At 39.7% G+C, this 16,085-nt stretch carries 15 protein-coding genes and 1 pseudogene; 4 read left to right on the top strand and 12 right to left on the bottom strand.

The window, feature by feature from the left end; all coding sequences use genetic code 11:
- Nucleotides 1-14: 14 nt before the first annotated feature.
- The 4 genes from pta to BF9343_RS01955 all read right to left on the bottom strand — a co-directional run bounded on the left by pta (nt 15) and on the right by BF9343_RS01955 (nt 4,272).
- Nucleotides 15-1,034, bottom strand: a complete 1,020-nt coding sequence (gene pta / locus BF9343_RS01970) for a phosphate acetyltransferase (RefSeq protein WP_005796541.1) — start codon at nt 1,032-1,034, stop codon at nt 15-17.
- 133 nt (nt 1,035-1,167) lie between these two features.
- The gene (locus BF9343_RS01965; protein ID WP_172579067.1) at nt 1,168-2,721 is read right to left on the bottom strand and encodes a hypothetical protein; all 1,554 of its coding nucleotides are present in this window, start codon (nt 2,719-2,721) and stop codon (nt 1,168-1,170) included.
- 44 nt (nt 2,722-2,765) lie between these two features.
- On the bottom strand, nt 2,766-3,563 hold the full coding sequence (locus BF9343_RS01960; protein ID WP_005813560.1) for a DUF4384 domain-containing protein: 798 nt from the start codon (nt 3,561-3,563) through the stop codon (nt 2,766-2,768).
- A 25-nt stretch (nt 3,564-3,588) separates the two neighbouring features.
- The gene (locus BF9343_RS01955; protein ID WP_005784319.1) at nt 3,589-4,272 is read right to left on the bottom strand and encodes a hypothetical protein; all 684 of its coding nucleotides are present in this window, start codon (nt 4,270-4,272) and stop codon (nt 3,589-3,591) included.
- Between the two features lie 208 nt (nt 4,273-4,480).
- On the opposite strand from BF9343_RS01955, the gene BF9343_RS01950 reads away from it, so the two are divergent.
- From BF9343_RS01950 to BF9343_RS01935, 4 genes are read left to right on the top strand one after another with little or no spacing between them, the layout of a single operon-like run.
- The gene (locus BF9343_RS01950) at nt 4,481-4,819 is read left to right on the top strand and encodes a CidA/LrgA family protein (protein WP_005784314.1); all 339 of its coding nucleotides are present in this window, start codon (nt 4,481-4,483) and stop codon (nt 4,817-4,819) included.
- The gene (locus BF9343_RS01945) at nt 4,816-5,511 is read left to right on the top strand and encodes an LrgB family protein (protein WP_005784312.1); all 696 of its coding nucleotides are present in this window, start codon (nt 4,816-4,818) and stop codon (nt 5,509-5,511) included. Before BF9343_RS01950 ends, BF9343_RS01945 begins: the two co-directional genes overlap by 4 nt.
- 55 nt (nt 5,512-5,566) lie before the next feature.
- Nucleotides 5,567-6,484 carry a DUF2156 domain-containing protein gene (locus BF9343_RS01940; RefSeq protein ID WP_005784309.1) on the top strand — a complete coding sequence of 306 codons (918 nt, stop codon included), beginning with the start codon at nt 5,567-5,569 and terminating at the stop codon, nt 6,482-6,484.
- Nucleotides 6,485-6,493: 9 nt separating this feature from the next.
- The gene (locus BF9343_RS01935; RefSeq protein WP_010992038.1) at nt 6,494-7,513 is read left to right on the top strand and encodes a GNAT family N-acetyltransferase; all 1,020 of its coding nucleotides are present in this window, start codon (nt 6,494-6,496) and stop codon (nt 7,511-7,513) included.
- Between the two features lie 47 nt (nt 7,514-7,560).
- Here the strand turns inward: BF9343_RS01935 and BF9343_RS01930 are convergent, their stop codons facing one another.
- From BF9343_RS01930 to BF9343_RS01895, 8 genes and pseudogenes are all read right to left on the bottom strand, one after another.
- Nucleotides 7,561-8,739, bottom strand: coding sequence for a 6-bladed beta-propeller (locus BF9343_RS01930; protein ID WP_053873509.1), 1,179 nt, complete (start codon nt 8,737-8,739; stop codon nt 7,561-7,563).
- Nucleotides 8,740-8,950: 211 nt separating this feature from the next.
- Nucleotides 8,951-9,151, bottom strand: a complete 201-nt coding sequence (locus BF9343_RS01925; protein ID WP_224223185.1) for a hypothetical protein — start codon at nt 9,149-9,151, stop codon at nt 8,951-8,953.
- 194 nt (nt 9,152-9,345) lie between these two features.
- Nucleotides 9,346-11,259, bottom strand: coding sequence for a hypothetical protein (locus BF9343_RS01920; protein WP_010992035.1), 1,914 nt, complete (start codon nt 11,257-11,259; stop codon nt 9,346-9,348).
- Nucleotides 11,260-11,367: 108 nt separating this feature from the next.
- Nucleotides 11,368-12,489: a BF3164 family lipoprotein gene (locus BF9343_RS01915; protein WP_010992034.1), complete on the bottom strand. Its 1,122-nt coding sequence runs from the start codon at nt 12,487-12,489 to the stop codon at nt 11,368-11,370.
- Nucleotides 12,490-12,670: 181 nt separating this feature from the next.
- Nucleotides 12,671-12,979, bottom strand: a complete 309-nt coding sequence (locus BF9343_RS21565; protein ID WP_010992033.1) for an NVEALA domain-containing protein — start codon at nt 12,977-12,979, stop codon at nt 12,671-12,673.
- Nucleotides 12,980-13,112: 133 nt separating this feature from the next.
- Nucleotides 13,113-13,401 (bottom strand): annotated as a pseudogene (locus BF9343_RS01905) (DUF1573 domain-containing protein); the annotation flags it as partial.
- Nucleotides 13,402-13,640: 239 nt separating this feature from the next.
- Complete coding sequence (locus BF9343_RS01900; protein ID WP_077687798.1) at nt 13,641-14,741, bottom strand: BF3164 family lipoprotein; 1,101 nt, start codon at nt 14,739-14,741, stop codon at nt 13,641-13,643.
- A 199-nt stretch (nt 14,742-14,940) separates the two neighbouring features.
- Entirely contained in the window at nt 14,941-16,017 is a 1,077-nt protein-coding gene (locus tag BF9343_RS01895) for a BF3164 family lipoprotein (protein ID WP_010992031.1), read from the bottom strand.
- Between the last annotated feature and the right edge of the window lie 68 nt (nt 16,018-16,085).

Here is a 16,085-nt window from a genome sequence, read left to right as displayed (position 1 = left end):
GATTTTCGATTTAATTATTTACCATTCTTTGCAGCAATCGCCTGATTAGCTGTGATTGCAATCATTCTGTATACGTCTTCAATAGAGCATCCGCGTGAAAGGTCGTTCACCGGACGTGCAATACCTTGAAGAATCGGTCCTACCGCATCGGCATGCCCCAAGCGCTGAACCAGTTTATAAGAAATGTTACCAACTTCCAAACTAGGAACAATCAGTACATTAGCCTCGCCGGCAACCGGAGACCCCGGAGCTTTGCTTGCACCTACCGAAGGCACTAATGCAGCGTCTGCCTGCATTTCACCGTCGATATTCAAATCCGGTGCCATTTCTTTAGCTAATTTCAATGCCTCTACCACCTTATCCACGTTCTCATGTTTTGCCGAACCTTTAGTAGAGAAACTAAGCATTGCCACTTTCGGTTCAGCAATTCCTGCTACAGCCTGTGCCGTACGTGCAGTACAAACAGCGATCTGTGCCAACTGCGAAGCATCCGGAACCGGAGTTACGGCTACGTCACCCATCACCAGCAAACCATTCTGACCACATTCCGGAGCATGTGTCAACAACAACATAGCACCCGAAACGCATGTAATTCCCGGAGAAGTCTTAATAATCTGAAGTGCCGGACGAAGTACATCACCCGTAGTGTTGCGGGCACCTGCCAACTGACCGTCAGCATCGCCACTTTTAATGATCAGACAACCCAAGTACAACGGATCGAGCACCAACTTACGGGCTTCTTCGATAGTCATACCTTTTTTCTTACGAAGCTCGCACAATAACTGCGCATATTCTTCTTTCTTCGGATGGTTCTCAGGATCTATAATAGTAGCCCTATTAATATTTCCGAGTCCCCATTTGGCAGCAGCTGCATTAATTTCTTCCGGGTTACCCAAAAGAATCAAATCTGCAACTTCATCTGTCAAAATCTGGTTAGCAGCTTTTAAAGTACGTTCTTCCGTACCTTCGGGAAGGACAATGCGCTGACGATTTGCTTGCGCACGCGCAACGATAGAGTTAATTAAATTAAGCATAGATATTTAATATTGTATATAAATTCAGTAGGGTGTGTTATTTCACGCCGCAAAAGTACACAATATTGCAATATCAACATTGCAATTCGGGGTATTTTTTACCCCGAACTTGCAATTATTATAATATTTAACACTAGCGGATTATTTCCGGGGGTACACTCTTGAAACGGTCCATACACATTCCTATCGGAGCACCGATATAAGTCGGATCACAAATAAGATATTTTTTACCATCCAACAGGATGTAGTCACCCGAAATATCTTCGTTGAACCGTACAGCCGAAGCGATATGATTCGGATAGTCGAGCAACACAGCATCCAGTCCCAACAAATCTTTCACCAAGTTAGAAAACAGGATGGCTCGATCCTCACAATCACAAGCCGGATAATAAAAATTTTCGTCCATGAAGAAAGGCTTTTCATACCCAAATTGTTCACCATCCGTCTGATATTGGAATGAATTCTGCACAAAATCAATCAGGATATTCGCAGCATCTTTCTCCGATTTCCCCTTTATTGCCGCCTGCAAAGGCGGGTAAAGAGCACTCTTCAACTCCTTGCTCATAGGGGTTTTGTAGTAAACAGCAACTTCACATTGCGGATAGTCCTTATAGAAATCCATCAGATTCTTATTGACTGCCGTATTGACTTTAAGGAGAGATTTTTCGGATGGAGACACTGTCTTGCTAAACTCCTGCATGCCGAATTGAGGCACGGCGCTCAGATCCATACATACCAGATTCTTCGCATTGGCAAAATCCTGACTATATGTATAAACAGCCATTGACCCATCTTTATCCGCCTCAAAGACATAGTACTTCACACCTTTGAAGGTAATATAAGGTATGCCGAAAATAGTTCCTGCCGGAGCCACCAATAATTTTAATTTATCGTTTATCTTGGACAAACGCACCTTATATCCACATTTATTGAGGATGAACATCTGCAGAAAAGCTACATCGTCTTTTTTGGCAACACCACACACCTGCACTCCCAACTGCTTGATGAACATTAAAAATGCCCAGTCGTTCATCTGATGCTCCTTCTTTAAACGAATACAATCGTTAATCAACTGTTCATGATCGGCTTTACACAAACGACTCCAGGCACCTGCCACTTTACTTTCGCTTGTTCCACCCAATTCAAAACCGTCAATCACGTCTGTAGCCACTTCAAACCGTGTTCCATAAAACTCAATCGCATTGCGATGCGCTGAACTTCCGGGCAACGGAGCTGGGATATCTACCTTTACAGGGGTATAAGGTTTGCCCGGAACATAAACACCCGGAGCCGGTTTATCAGCCACTACCGGCAGATCCTGCTTCTTGACTTCCACATTCACTTCGCCTCCTACACCCGGTTTATCGGCTATGGGTATCTTAGGCACCGCCGGCTTAATCTCTACCGGAGCAGGAACCGGCTTTTTTTTATCAAAAAGTGTCGGTTTCACCGGTTCCGGCCGAGTGGGCATCGAATCCTCCATAGAGGCATTATACTTTTGCCACGCTTCCTTCAGGAAAGTGGCAAACTCTTCGTCTGCTTTATTCTTAAATTCTTTATATTCTTTTTGCTGTTTCTCTTGAAAAGTATCAAACTCCTTCTGATAGTTCACGTCCTGTGCTGTGATAACGGACGGTATCAGAAAAAGTGAAGCAAAAACGAAAGAAAAGTAATGTTTCGTTTTCATCATAATAAGTGATTAATGATTAACGGTCAGTGATTCGGGAATCACTATTTTATCAATACCATATCATAAAAAGCACAACGCTGAACCGCCGGGATAGAGTACACCCACTCCAATACATTCTGATAAGTGACTTCTTTAGTAAATGGGATATCTTCCTTGGTAGCCACCATCATCATATTTATCTTCTCGCTTTCCTTACCATGCTGCTTCTCCATACGATAGTCGACAGCATTACTAAAAGGGATCGCATATTCTTTACCGGCTTTCAACAATGTATTCGGTTCATAACTGTTAGGATAAAGCAGAGCCCCCCCATTACTGTCGAACCAGAAAAACTTCAAGTATGAATCCGTACCATGTATAGTCAGCTTACAGTGAAACACATCCCCTTCACGATAGAGTGTTTCCACTCCTTTCACCTCAAGGGCATACGAACTATCCGACTTGTCCTCTTTCCGAACCTCGGCGTCAATGGTCACTACCTTATACAGGCTACGGGTATCCGTGTCCCAAACCTCTTCAACTTTTTTATTAGTAACATTCACCATTCCCCCGATAGCCAGCACATTCATTTGCGAATAAGCTTCATGAAGCTCCTGGCCGTCTTCCTGGGTGATCTGGCCAAATACCGACCACACATTTTCCATCACACCCGCTTTCTGCAGAGCAGCTTTCTTCGCTTCCATGAAAGCCCTCTCTTCCGCCTGCTTCAATGTGATGTCATCGCTAACCTGCCAACGCCCCTGTACGCCTTTCACCTTCACGGGTTTCTGTGCATAAAGAGCGTTGGCGGCAGTCAGTAAAAGTATAGCTAAAATTCCTAATAGCCTGTTTACGTTCATTCAGTTTGCCTATTTATATTAAAACTTACTGAGCGAGTTTATCCAGTTCCTTTGCCAATTCCGGTGATTTTTTAGCCAATTCTTCGCTAAGTGCTTTGACAGCTACTTTGTTTGCAGCTTCCAGGCTATAACCGATGGTTACCATTACCTCTACATTTTTGTTAGGCAACGTTCTATATACTTCAACCAAAGGAATAGTACGTCCCAGCGTTCCACTGATAATACTCTTACCGGCAGCTACTGCGCTCGACAGACTGGCAGCTTCCTCCTGCCCCATATCGTCATTGGCTACTTTCGATTCGATCAACTGTGTAACCTTTGTCTGAACCTGTCCGGCGATATCAATCTTGGCCGTGTTGGTAGCCTGCATAGCTGCAGCCGACTGGTTTCCACCAATCACTCTTGATGTGGCAATATACCAGTATGGATTGCCATTCATATCAATTTCCATCTGTTTTTCCCATGAATTCTCCAGTTGTTTGTCCAACGGTAACTTTCCTACCGGAGTCTTGAATCCTTCTTTCGTCAGTTCCTTCGCTTGTTTGCGTGCTTCTTTAATGGCTTTTTTCTGCAAATCTTTGTTGATTACTTTTTCATCTTTCTGAATAGCTTTATAAGCCTTACCTGTCGCTTTTTCTTGTGCAAGTGCATTTAAAGAAATCATCATTGCGAGTGTTGCGAAAACACTGATTAACAAACTCTTTTTCATATCAATTCTGTTTTTAGTGGTTAATATTCGTTATGTATATTCGTTTTTCACTTTGCAAAAATATATAAAGTAATCCATTTCGTTTACTTTTTCTTTATTTTTTTGTAATTCCCCACTGTTAAATAAGAATCTTCGTGCCTTATTAGTTGCTACCCTAACTCTATTTTTCATAACTTTGCAACGTTTTCAAAAATCAATAGGTAATAGTATGATACGTCAGTGTGCCATTTTATTTGGCTGTTTGGCTTTGGGTGAATTGATTGTTTATCTCACGGGGATTAAGCTCCCGTCCAGCATCATCGGGATGTTGCTGCTCACCCTCTTTTTGAAATTAGGTTGGATCAAATTGCATTGGGTGCAGGGAATGTCCGACTTTCTAGTTGCTAATCTTGGTTTTTTCTTTATTCCTCCGGGAGTAGCCCTGATGTTATATTTCGACATCATTGCGGCACAGTTCTGGCCGATTGTGATAGCTACTCTAGTCAGTACCCTTCTTGTGCTTGTCATCACCGGATGGGTCCATCAATTAACACGTAAACTCAAATGAATTATTTAGAAAATGAATTCTTCCTGCTGGCAATCACTTTCGGGATTTACTTCTTTGCCAAGCTTTTACAAAAAAAGACAGGAATACTCCTACTCAATCCCATCTTGTTGACTATTGCAGTCATCATCATTTTCCTTAAACTGACAAATATCTCCTTCGAAACTTACAATCAGGGCGGACACTTGATTGAATTCTGGCTAAAGCCCGCAGTCGTAGCTCTTGGAGTTCCTCTATACCTGCAACTCGAAACGATTAAGAAGCAGCTGCTTCCTATCATTCTGTCCCAATTGGCCGGCTGCATCGTAGGCGTTATTTCAGTCGTACTGATAGCTAAGCTTATGGGAGCCTCACAGGAAGTCATCCTGTCACTTGCTCCCAAATCAGTCACCACTCCGATTGCAATGGAGGTAACCAAGACATTGGGTGGAATCCCGTCTCTGACAGCAGCAGTAGTTGTTTGTGTGGGTTTACTGGGTGCAGTATTAGGTTTCAAAACGATGAAGATCATGCATGTAGGCAGCCCTATCGCGCAAGGACTTTCGATGGGTACGGCCGCTCATGCCGTCGGCACCTCAACAGCCATGGATATCAGCAGTAAATACGGTGCCTATGCAAGCCTCGGTTTAACCCTCAACGGTATTTTTACTGCATTGTTGACCCCAACTATTCTGCGATTATTAGGAATTCTCTAACAAAATAGCTTTATCTTTGTTATATATAAACAGTTAAAAAGGAAATAACAACTTTATGATCGCATTCAGAGATATAACGATCCAAGACAAGGATACCATCACAGCCTACACGATGAATAGTTGCCGTCGCAACTGCGACCTCTCTTTTTCCAACTTATGCAGTTGGCGGTTCTTGTATCACACCAAGTTTGCCATTATCAATAACTTTCTGGTTTTCAAATTCTGGGCCGGCGATGAATTGGCCTATATGATGCCGGTTGGTGAAGGCAATCTTGAAGAAGTACTGAACGAACTGATTGAAGATGCCCGACAGGAGGGTGAACCTTTCTGCATGTTGGGAGTCTGCTCATGTATGCGCGAAGATCTCGAGGCCATTATGCCCGGTCAGTTTGGCTTTACGGTTGACCGTGATTATGCCGATTATATTTATTTACGTAGTGATCTCGCAACACTGAAAGGAAAAAAATTCCAGTCCAAACGGAATCACATTAACAAATTCCGCAATACATATCCTGACTATGAGTATTCTCCGATTACCAAAGACCGAATACAGGAATGCCTGGAGTTAGAAGCCAAATGGTGCAAAGCCAATGACTGCGACCAACAGGAAGGGACCGGAAACGAGCGACGTGCCCTGATCTACGCCCTCAATCATTTCGAAGAGTTAGGACTGACGGGAGGTATCCTGCACGTCAATGGACAGATTGTAGCCTTCACTTTCGGCATGCCGATCAATAAAGAAACTTTCGGTGTACATGTAGAAAAAGCAGATACCAGCATCGATGGCGCTTATGCCATGATCAATTACGAATTTGCCAATCACATCCCCGAACAATATATTTACATCAACAGAGAAGAAGATTTAGGAATAGAAGGGTTACGCAAAGCCAAGCTTTCGTACCACCCGGAAACTATTTTGGAGAAATATATGGCTTGCCTGAAAGAGCAGCCTGTAGAAATGATAAAATGGTAGCATAATCCAATGATAAAGGAGCAGGTAAAATCATTATGGAAACTTTGTTTCGATGATAGCGAGGCATTCATCGAACTTTACTTCCGGCTTCGTTACAATAACGAAGTCAACTTAGCCATTCAAAGTGGCGAAGAAGTGATTGCTGCGCTCCAAATGCTCCCTTATCCAATGACATTCTGCAATAAAATAGTACCTACTTCGTATATCTCCGGTGCGTGTACGCATCCCGATTACCGTGCGAAAGGAGTGATGCGGGAGTTATTATCACAGAGTTTTGCCCGCATGCTCCGTAACGGTGTTCTGTTTAGTACATTGATTCCTGCCGAACCCTGGCTATTCGGTTATTACGCCAAAACAGGCTATACTCCCGCTTTCCGTATCTCCCACAAAGTCTTCTCACTTTCAGAGTTGACCATTGGTCCGGAACCGGATACCATGATTGAAGAAACGACGGAATATCAAGAAGATTATTATCAATACCTGACCGGCAAGCTATCCGAACGTGCCTGTTGTTTACAACATACGCCTACAGATTTTAAAGTAGTCCTTGCCGATCTTGCCTTGACACAAAATACCGTTCTCATTGCCCGGAAGGATAATCGAGTAACGGGTATAGCTGTTGTCTATAAACACGATGATAGCTCGTATATCAACGAGTTGTTTGCTGACAATGAGGCTGTCCGGGCACAATTACTCTACCGGGCCGGACTAAGAAACGGCACTGAACGGATTATTCTTCAACTTCCCCCTGTAGAATCCCTGCCAAGTGTCCCATTAGGAATGGCACGCATCATTGATGCCCGGGCAGTTCTTCAACTCTATGCAGCAGGTTGTCCCGAAGTGGAAATGAATATCGAACTGACTGACGAACAGCTTTCGGTCAATAACGGTTATTACTATCTCTGCAAAGGAAAATGTATGACCAGTGAAGTCCGCTTGCCCGGAGTACATACCCGAATGACCATTGCCGAATTATCGGAAAAGATACTGGGTGAAATGCAGCCGTATATGAGCTTGATGATGAATTAGAGTTTTCCGTTCTTTTTCATTTAAGAATATAGCCCAACAAGCTGCATTTATCTTTTCAAATAATATTTTATAATAACAGGATTATCATCTTCCTTAATTTGCTCCATCTTACGTATTTCTTCCGAAGACATGAAGCGCTGATCAACGAGTCTGGACACATATTCAGGTTGATGTATGGAAAGCAATATATTATCGACTATAGCGAAACAACAATTCATAATAAAAGGCTTCCCTTCATTAGTCAAAAAACTCTCTTTCGTTTTCCGATTATAAATAAAGTTACTTCCGAAACCTTGAGTAGACTTTACAAAATAGACATAAACATAGTCTTCATTAAAAAATTTAATTAAGGGAACAAAGTGATTGTTAGAATGCTTCAAAAATTGAGATCTATCCTGCATTTCTTTTACAACCCTCAACCTCTCTTCATCTAAATCAGTTCTTTTACCCGCCGCACGCCCCGGTAACCCCTCTTCCTTTATCTCCGAATCACCAAAATCAAGGTATATCATCGGAGTAAATTTCATCTCTTTAGTATCTATCCGATAGAAATAATAATTAATGCCGGGAGGAATAAAATAAAAATTATCTCCTATTTTATAAAAGCATTCCTTATCCATCGAATTCCCACTGGATATCGTACCGTTATAGTTAGCATTATATATCTGCTGTGTTCTCAAATTAGCAAATGCTACCTCTTGATCTGTCCATAAAGAAGGATAAGTAAAAATATATTCTTCAGTATTGAAAGCTATAAGATGATCAATCGGAAATTCCGGCTTTATTTTTCTCTTTGCTAAAAGTTTAAAATCCAAACTATATGTATATATTGTACCATAGGGATTTAACAAATCAAGTCCTTGTAAATAAGGATTAAATTTTACGTCTATTGCCATATGATATTCATCAGGTCCCTGCCCTTGCATTTTTTTCGAATTACTAATAAAAGCCCCATTACCCGAGAATGTAAATATGACTTGCTCACGAGTATAAACAGCATAAACATCCGTTTCTTTATCATACATGACTTTTCTATATTTATGTAATAAGGATGAATCATTTGTCTCTAAAGGTACAAGTTCTATTTTATCGATAAATAATGAAGCATCTCGAGACACATTATGCACATCTATTGGTATTCTTTCAATTCCATCATTCATCTTCTGATTCATCGAAGAACATCCACAAATTAATACCAATAATAGCACGATACTCACTTTATCCATAACTTCTTTTGTAAAATTATTCATATTTAGACAATAGAACCGTTATCAAATGTTGTTTCACATTAGCCACCTTCTACTTCACAAGTAATCACAACTTATAACTATTCATCTTATTAGTACATACAATGTAGCAACCAGTTACAAATTTCAAAGCTCTTCATACATTTGCCTCCACAATCTTTAGTACTTTACAGTCCTATCACGTTTCAAATTATTTAAATCTATAAAATGCCAATACCGGATTGTCAGATTCCTGGATACTATTCCATTTATTTAAACCCAATTTCTCCACTACAACTGGGTTCAGACGACCAACTTCCGCTTTAACCCAAGAAGCCTCTACTGCATTTACCAGCGCTTCTCCTTCAACCCCGATAGCACCCCAGAATCCAAAAGAATTTTTATTTTCCAACTGGCAACCCTTTATGTCTACAACCGGCACTTCATCATTCGTTTTTGAATAAAATAGAGAATAGGCATTCCCCTTATACACAAAATCTAACACTTAATAAAATAAAAAACGGCCTCATAGTACTCTCCCAGTTAAAGTCTGACACACAAATATATACTTTTTCGGAAGAACAATTGTCTTAATCCGGTAAGTTGTTATAAATCAAATGCAAAATATTGTCTTCCATTTTTATAAATAAAGACCTGCTCTTCGCGTCCCTTTGTGCGATTCCTCAACCATAGCAGAGCATTTTGTGGCACCAGAAAATCAATTTCTCTTTCTGTAGCCACCTTGCTGCCTAACGACTTCCATCCATTTATTCCGTCCTGATAGAATAACTCATAATTATCCCCGGGCCAAATGTAATTATCATCGTTACGCGGAGAAAAAACAATTCTTTCGATCAGCGTACTTTCCCCCAAATCATAGGCCAGATAACAAGATGTATCACGTGCCTGAAAATAAGTCAGTATATTACCATCTGTAACATACTCTAATTTTGCAATCGGTTCTATACTGTTTATTCTCCCCAACCGAACCTTCTCCTTACATAATGAATCCTTAAACAGTGCCAGTTCCGCCAACTCCATTCTTTTCCCTATCGGAGCAACATAACGAACATATCTATACTTCTTTCTTAGAAGCGGAGTCAACACACAATAATTAGTGGTAAGCGTATCCTCAAATTGCCATAACAGATCCGCCTGCATAAATGCCAAATCATCAGCTGCTTCAACTTTTGCCCCTATGATAGCTCGATAAGCCCATTCCGCAATCGTCTTTTGCTGAGGCATTTTCCGCTTTAATATAGCTTCCTCCATCAAATCGATATTGGGTTTCAGCAAAACAAACCCACCCCCCGTTTTAGATATAAACGGATATCCTGCCGGATACAGTTTTCCCCCATCTCCCTGATAAAGAGTCTGATAAATCACATCGGGTTCTATATCCCGGAAAGTAACCTTACCAGCACTACCAAGTGCCATATCTATAGGAATCCATCCGCCGGGACTAAATATCCCTAAGTAGATATATTGCTCTCCAGACATTTGTATCGGTATTGTCGTATCATTACTTCCAAAATATTCAGATGTCACATCTTTCACAAATCGATTCTTAAGCACAGGAGATAATTGCCTGTTTCCCGAAGTTCCGGAGTTTTTATCCGCCTGCATACCGAAACAATAGCGATACACCTTCCCCTTTTTCCTTCCGTCATGCCGTAAGGTATCACGTGACGCTTCAAACTCATTAAATCCGAATTGAAGAAAAGTTCCCGTTGTGTCACGCAACATCGTCCAACAATGATAATGTTGATAATCGGGTGAATAAACAAAATAGTCGGTCGCAACAGGAATACCACAAGCACGCATAGCATATATTGTCAGGTCGCATGCTTCACGACAATAACCAATCCGGTTATGATAAAGAAAAACAGCATTCAAGTGAGGTACCCGAAAATCAGTATTGTAGATGTAATACAGCTTTCTCAGTTTCCCGTCAATGATCTTAGAAGCTTCAATAACATCATCCCCCTTATAAAGAGAATCGAGTAGAGTTCCATAATCTTCATAATACAATTTACGCCAATCCGATAAAGGTTCATCGGCTATTCTGTAAGGTAATATCAGTTCGCAAAAATCATCGAACGGCAAATTTCTATTCCAAGGATATTTCCTCCAAACTTCAAAAGCCAGGTCTATATTATCTATCAAATATTCCGCTGTTATCACTTGGGCGTCATATATCTTGGAGAGAGAGTCAAAGGAAATTCTGTTCCATTTATTCTTCTCCCTTTTAGATATAGAACGCCCTTCACAAACCCCAACTAATAAATGGTGAATAGAATCAAGTTCATTTCCTTCATAAGAATACCATCCCGGCATATTACGAATTAAAAAACGAGCTGCCTCCAATTTTTCCGGATCAGTTCTATAATGTTCTAATACCTTTTCAAGCTCCACGCGATTATCGCCGGCAAATTCCAAAGCATATTCCAACCGCCTATCTTTCTCCGATTGACAAGCTGCCAAAGTTAAAACTAACAGGATAAACAATACATATTTCATAGTTAAAACAAATGCTTATTTTCTATTCAGACTTATTCTTTCTAAAATATTCATGTTTTAGGATTGAATTTGACATCGGAGGCAATCCTATTATTTTAGTTGATGAATTCATAAGCCTGTGTTAGGAACCAAGAAATCATCCAGGTCTAAATAAAGCACGTCATCTATTTGGGGATTTGTCACATATAATCTATTTCGGATAGGATCTATCCACATCTGCCCAATGCTATAATCCGTCTCTATTTTTTGTACCAGATTCCCATCCCAATCATATACATGAATGATATTCATGTGTGGAGTCTCAAAACGTTCCCAACGCTCTTTTCCCCAATATACTGCATATATGTAATTGTCATCTGCCTGAACCCTTGTAAAATACGACTTTATTTTTTCATCACTTTTAAAAACAGAAAAGTCCGGTTCACCTTCCAAACGATAGCCGCTCACATGACCTGTTTCAAGATCCAGAATATTCAATTGCGCAAGATGAACCATAGCTTGCACCACTTTAGTTCCATCCGGTTTAATGGCATCATTCGAGTAGAAAAAAGACTCCGGCAGAATGGAAGCTTCATCATTCCTTATCGACTTCTTATAGCTTGAAAAGCTCTTCAGCAACTTATTCGTGTCAAGTGTCCGTTTTTGATAAGCGGGCAAAGTAGCTTCTTTATCATTAAGCGGGAACGACTGTAACTCTGTAATTAATGTATTTTCATCCTTCAGAAACATCAAATAGTATGGAGCACCTCCATTCTCCTCTCTCCAGGGATAGGAGATTTGCTTATCCATAACAGTGGTGTCCCGCTTGATCGACTGAGTTATATTCCAGATAAATAGCTTCTCTTCATTAGGAGCGAACAGTAGAGTTTTCAGATCCCCTTTTTCTTTAAAGAAATGAAAAATCGGACCCAAAGCGGCAACTTCCCCAGGACCACTTCCTCTATAACAAAAAGTGCCTATTTCTTTTCCGGTGTCTATATTAAATATATTATAAAAGCGATCCGGTAATTTAGGATTCATAAAAAACATCAGTGAGTCGTATGTGGATAGCCATCCAAAATTCGCTCCATCCAATGGAAGTATTTTCAATGTAGCTTTCTTCGTGTCTTTGATACTATCTTCAATCGTTTGAATTTTACCATTGAAGTATGCGGTGTCATCATTTTCATGACAACTAACGCAAATATTCAATATTAGTGCAAGACTAAATATCACTTTAATGATATGCATATTTTTAATTTAGTTTATATTGTGATTATTATTTGAAACAAAATAAATCAGTAGCTCTTCCAACTGTTTTTTTATCTCAAAAATAGATGTGATTTTCTCGTGCCTCTATTTGAACGAAATTTATAGGGAAGCAAGAAACCAATATCTACTTTTGAGATAATTATCTAACTAAAGACCAACTTTATTTAGTACACCGATCCTGCTTATTATCATCATACCACCCAGACTCCATTGAAGATGGACATGGATAGATTGTATTTTTATCAGTTTTACTATCGCAAAAATATTTATAACCTCTTTTTGTACTCCAAGTATCTTCCAAATAACAATAGCCGGCATTAGTTCCTTCGCCATCAGCCAATGCTTCTACATTTGCCATAGCTACATCTGACAACTGGATTGCTTTTTGTGTTTTATACACATTATAACCAGTAAACGACAGAACCATCACTGCGACGAACGCAATCGTAATTTTCATTCTTGTTTTCATTTTATTTTCTTACTTTAGTTGATTATCTTTTTATTTATTCCGCTTATCATTTCCACGGAAAAGCAACCCAATTGCCTTCTAAAGCAAACTTTTTCCATAGGCTAACGTTCTCCATAATTTTTAAGATTAACTATTAGTTTTCTTTATCAACTGCATTACCCCGAATCTTCAAACGTATTGGAGAGGTGGAAGTATTACAATATACAGTAATGGTCTTCTCAAAATGTTCGGGATGCTCTGCACGGTAAGTAACCTGAATATCGGCAGATTTCCCCGAAGACACAGGCTCCTTGCTATAAGCAAGATGTACACCCACACGAAGTATTTATGTCCTCGATAATCAGAAGATGATTGCCAAGATTCCGCAAACTAAAAGTAGCGGTCTGGGGAGTTTTCCAATCAAAATCGCCCATTTCATCGATAAAAGTCGGATAAAGGAATCAGCCCTTCGTCAATCAATGTCTATACACATACATCAATACATGAGACTGCACTATCCAGAGGAGAGAATCAAGTTTAGCATTCTATTTAGAAAGCGTTTGAATTCTTCTTCCGGTATCTCTTTATTGATTTTTAAGTTTAACCTTTTCATTGGTTCCCATCTTGGTTCTATTTCGCTAACTTACTAACAGACAATCATCCCTTCTCATACCCCTAATACTCATTTTAACCTCAAAAGGCTAAGTATCGCAGTTTGCTCATTTATCTCCTGTTGCTGATAAGCGGACGGAAATGCATCATCCGGGAATTCATCTGTATAAACTGTCACAAATGTATTAGGGATATTAGATGAAACCGGACGTCCCATTTCCGAATATCCAGGAATATCCATCTTGGTCAAATTTCCTTGCTCTATCCGCCCATCCTTCTTAAAATAGACAGACCACATTCCCTTATTGGGTGAATTAAAAGACCAAAGAGAGAAAACAAGATTCTTTCCATCCACTGTAAAAAGACTGTATGTGCACTCCTCTTTCGTTTCGTACAATTCCCGGTCCGAGCAGTGAAAATCCGCCAACATAGGCAAATTAGACTTCTGCCTCATGGTTCTTACCACCGTATCATTCACAGCATCATATTGATAATAGCTTCCATCTACCGGATTATAGATTTTTATAGTTCCATCCTCTTGAGCACACAGTGTATTCCAATAGGAGTTCTTGCAAGGAGTCCCTTTTTCATATTCTAATAAGTTCTTCACTCTTCTCCCTTTCTGATCCAGAATCCAAAGCCCTTTACAGTTTTCAGACTGAGAAGGACGATGGCAGAGAAAACGGCCATCCGGCAACTCAACAACATCATTGAAAACAAGAGAATAAGGGAAGCTCAACGAATGAAGAAATTTTCCATCAAAACTGTAAGAATAAATAGTCCGTTTACTCATATCACAGACATAAACACAATCCTTTCCCACGAAAAAAGAGTCCATCTCTCTATACTCTCCCGGTCCCTCACCCCGCTGACCAATCGCATTCAAAAAAGTACCATTCTTGCTAAATCGAAATGCCATTTCTTGCTTTCTATCCGAAATGTAATAACAAGAATCTTTTGAAATTACATTATCGACCATACCCCAAAAATAAGGAGAAGGTAATTGCAGCCTGACAGACTCAATGGTGTCCACCAATACAGACATCGGCAGATATGGATTAGAAATAGACAGATCAACGGTCATTTCAAATCCCTTATCAACCTGTTTCCGACAAGATGAAACACAATATATAAACAATATTCCCACTACAATTAAACTGAAATTTTTCATAATATAAAAATTATAACCAGTAAATACCGCCATAACCAAACATACAATTCTCTTCTTCCTCCTATTTTTTTTAACCGATAGCGATATAACGAATCTTTCACCACTCATAAAACGACAAAAGAAGTACTTTCTTCACTATCTGTGAAAACAAATGGAAATATATCGGCAGGAAGACTAAATCCATATATGGTGTGAATCATTAATCTAGCGCATAACATATTATTTTCCATCCACTTGAACTATTTTTCACAGCAGCAAACAAACTCTGTTGGGTACTATCCACTGCAATATAATAAGCATCAGTATCTAACGAATATTTTTTAATCGGATTACCATCCCAGTCAAAAACCAATACGGTATCTGATTTTCGGTTATTTTCGTACATTTTTTTATCAGAATACAAAGCATAAACATACTTAGAGGTAGCGCTAAGATCTATATAACCCGTCTGAGTATTTTCTGTTAGATCGACATAATAAATACCTTCTTCATTAACGGGTTTATTGATTGGATCTCCCAACCTCAACGATTTTATCAACTCAATTTTATTGTTTACTATTTCAAAAAAGTCTATGTTGGACGAGAAGTTAATTGAACCGGCAAATGTATGTTTCTCAGGGTTCATTACTAAATTTCCTTGATTAGAAAGATATCTGGTGTATGTTTGAAAAGCGCTATCCGCAGCATTATACACATCCACACCGTAATCCAGCACACTGTCATTTTTGTTAAATAACAGATATTGGTAACGGGATTTATATGTCCCGGCACACAAAAAAGTCGTATCGTCTATCGCTATGAGCTTTGAAATCTGTGCCTCCGGAATTTTATATTGCGCCAGACGTACCGGCGAACCATCCTTCTTGCGACTGTTGCGTAAAGAGTCAAGACTGTATTTCATCACAATGCGTGTTTGGTCATCAAAAACAGTGAAATCGCTTTCCGTTAAGTAGCCATAACAGGGTGAAGGCAGTTCAGCCGGCCCCTGTCCGATAGTCCCAAAACGAGCGATATATTCACCTGATTTTTTGTCAAACAGCGTATAGCAACATCCCGAGTGATAGTCATTAACTATGAGATTCTTTCCGTCACAACTTAATCCCTCTATTATTGCTATAGAATCTTCATTAACATAAAAGTCCTTCTTTGGAGACAGAGATTGGGATTCAGAAAACAATTCCAGAACTGTATGGGATTTCTCTTTTTCGCATCCCTCCAAGATACACATAGATAACAAGAGGAGTAGGGTGAAGCTTAAATACGGTCGTTTGATCATGATTCAATATTATTAAATGTTTTTTTATAATGGAATATATCGAATCGATATATTCCATTACGACATGA

This window comes from Bacteroides fragilis NCTC 9343, assembly GCF_000025985.1.
GTDB classification, from domain to species: domain Bacteria; phylum Bacteroidota; class Bacteroidia; order Bacteroidales; family Bacteroidaceae; genus Bacteroides; species Bacteroides fragilis.
Note: the sequence above shows the minus strand (reverse complement) of the source record. Positions and strands in the feature narration are given on the sequence as shown.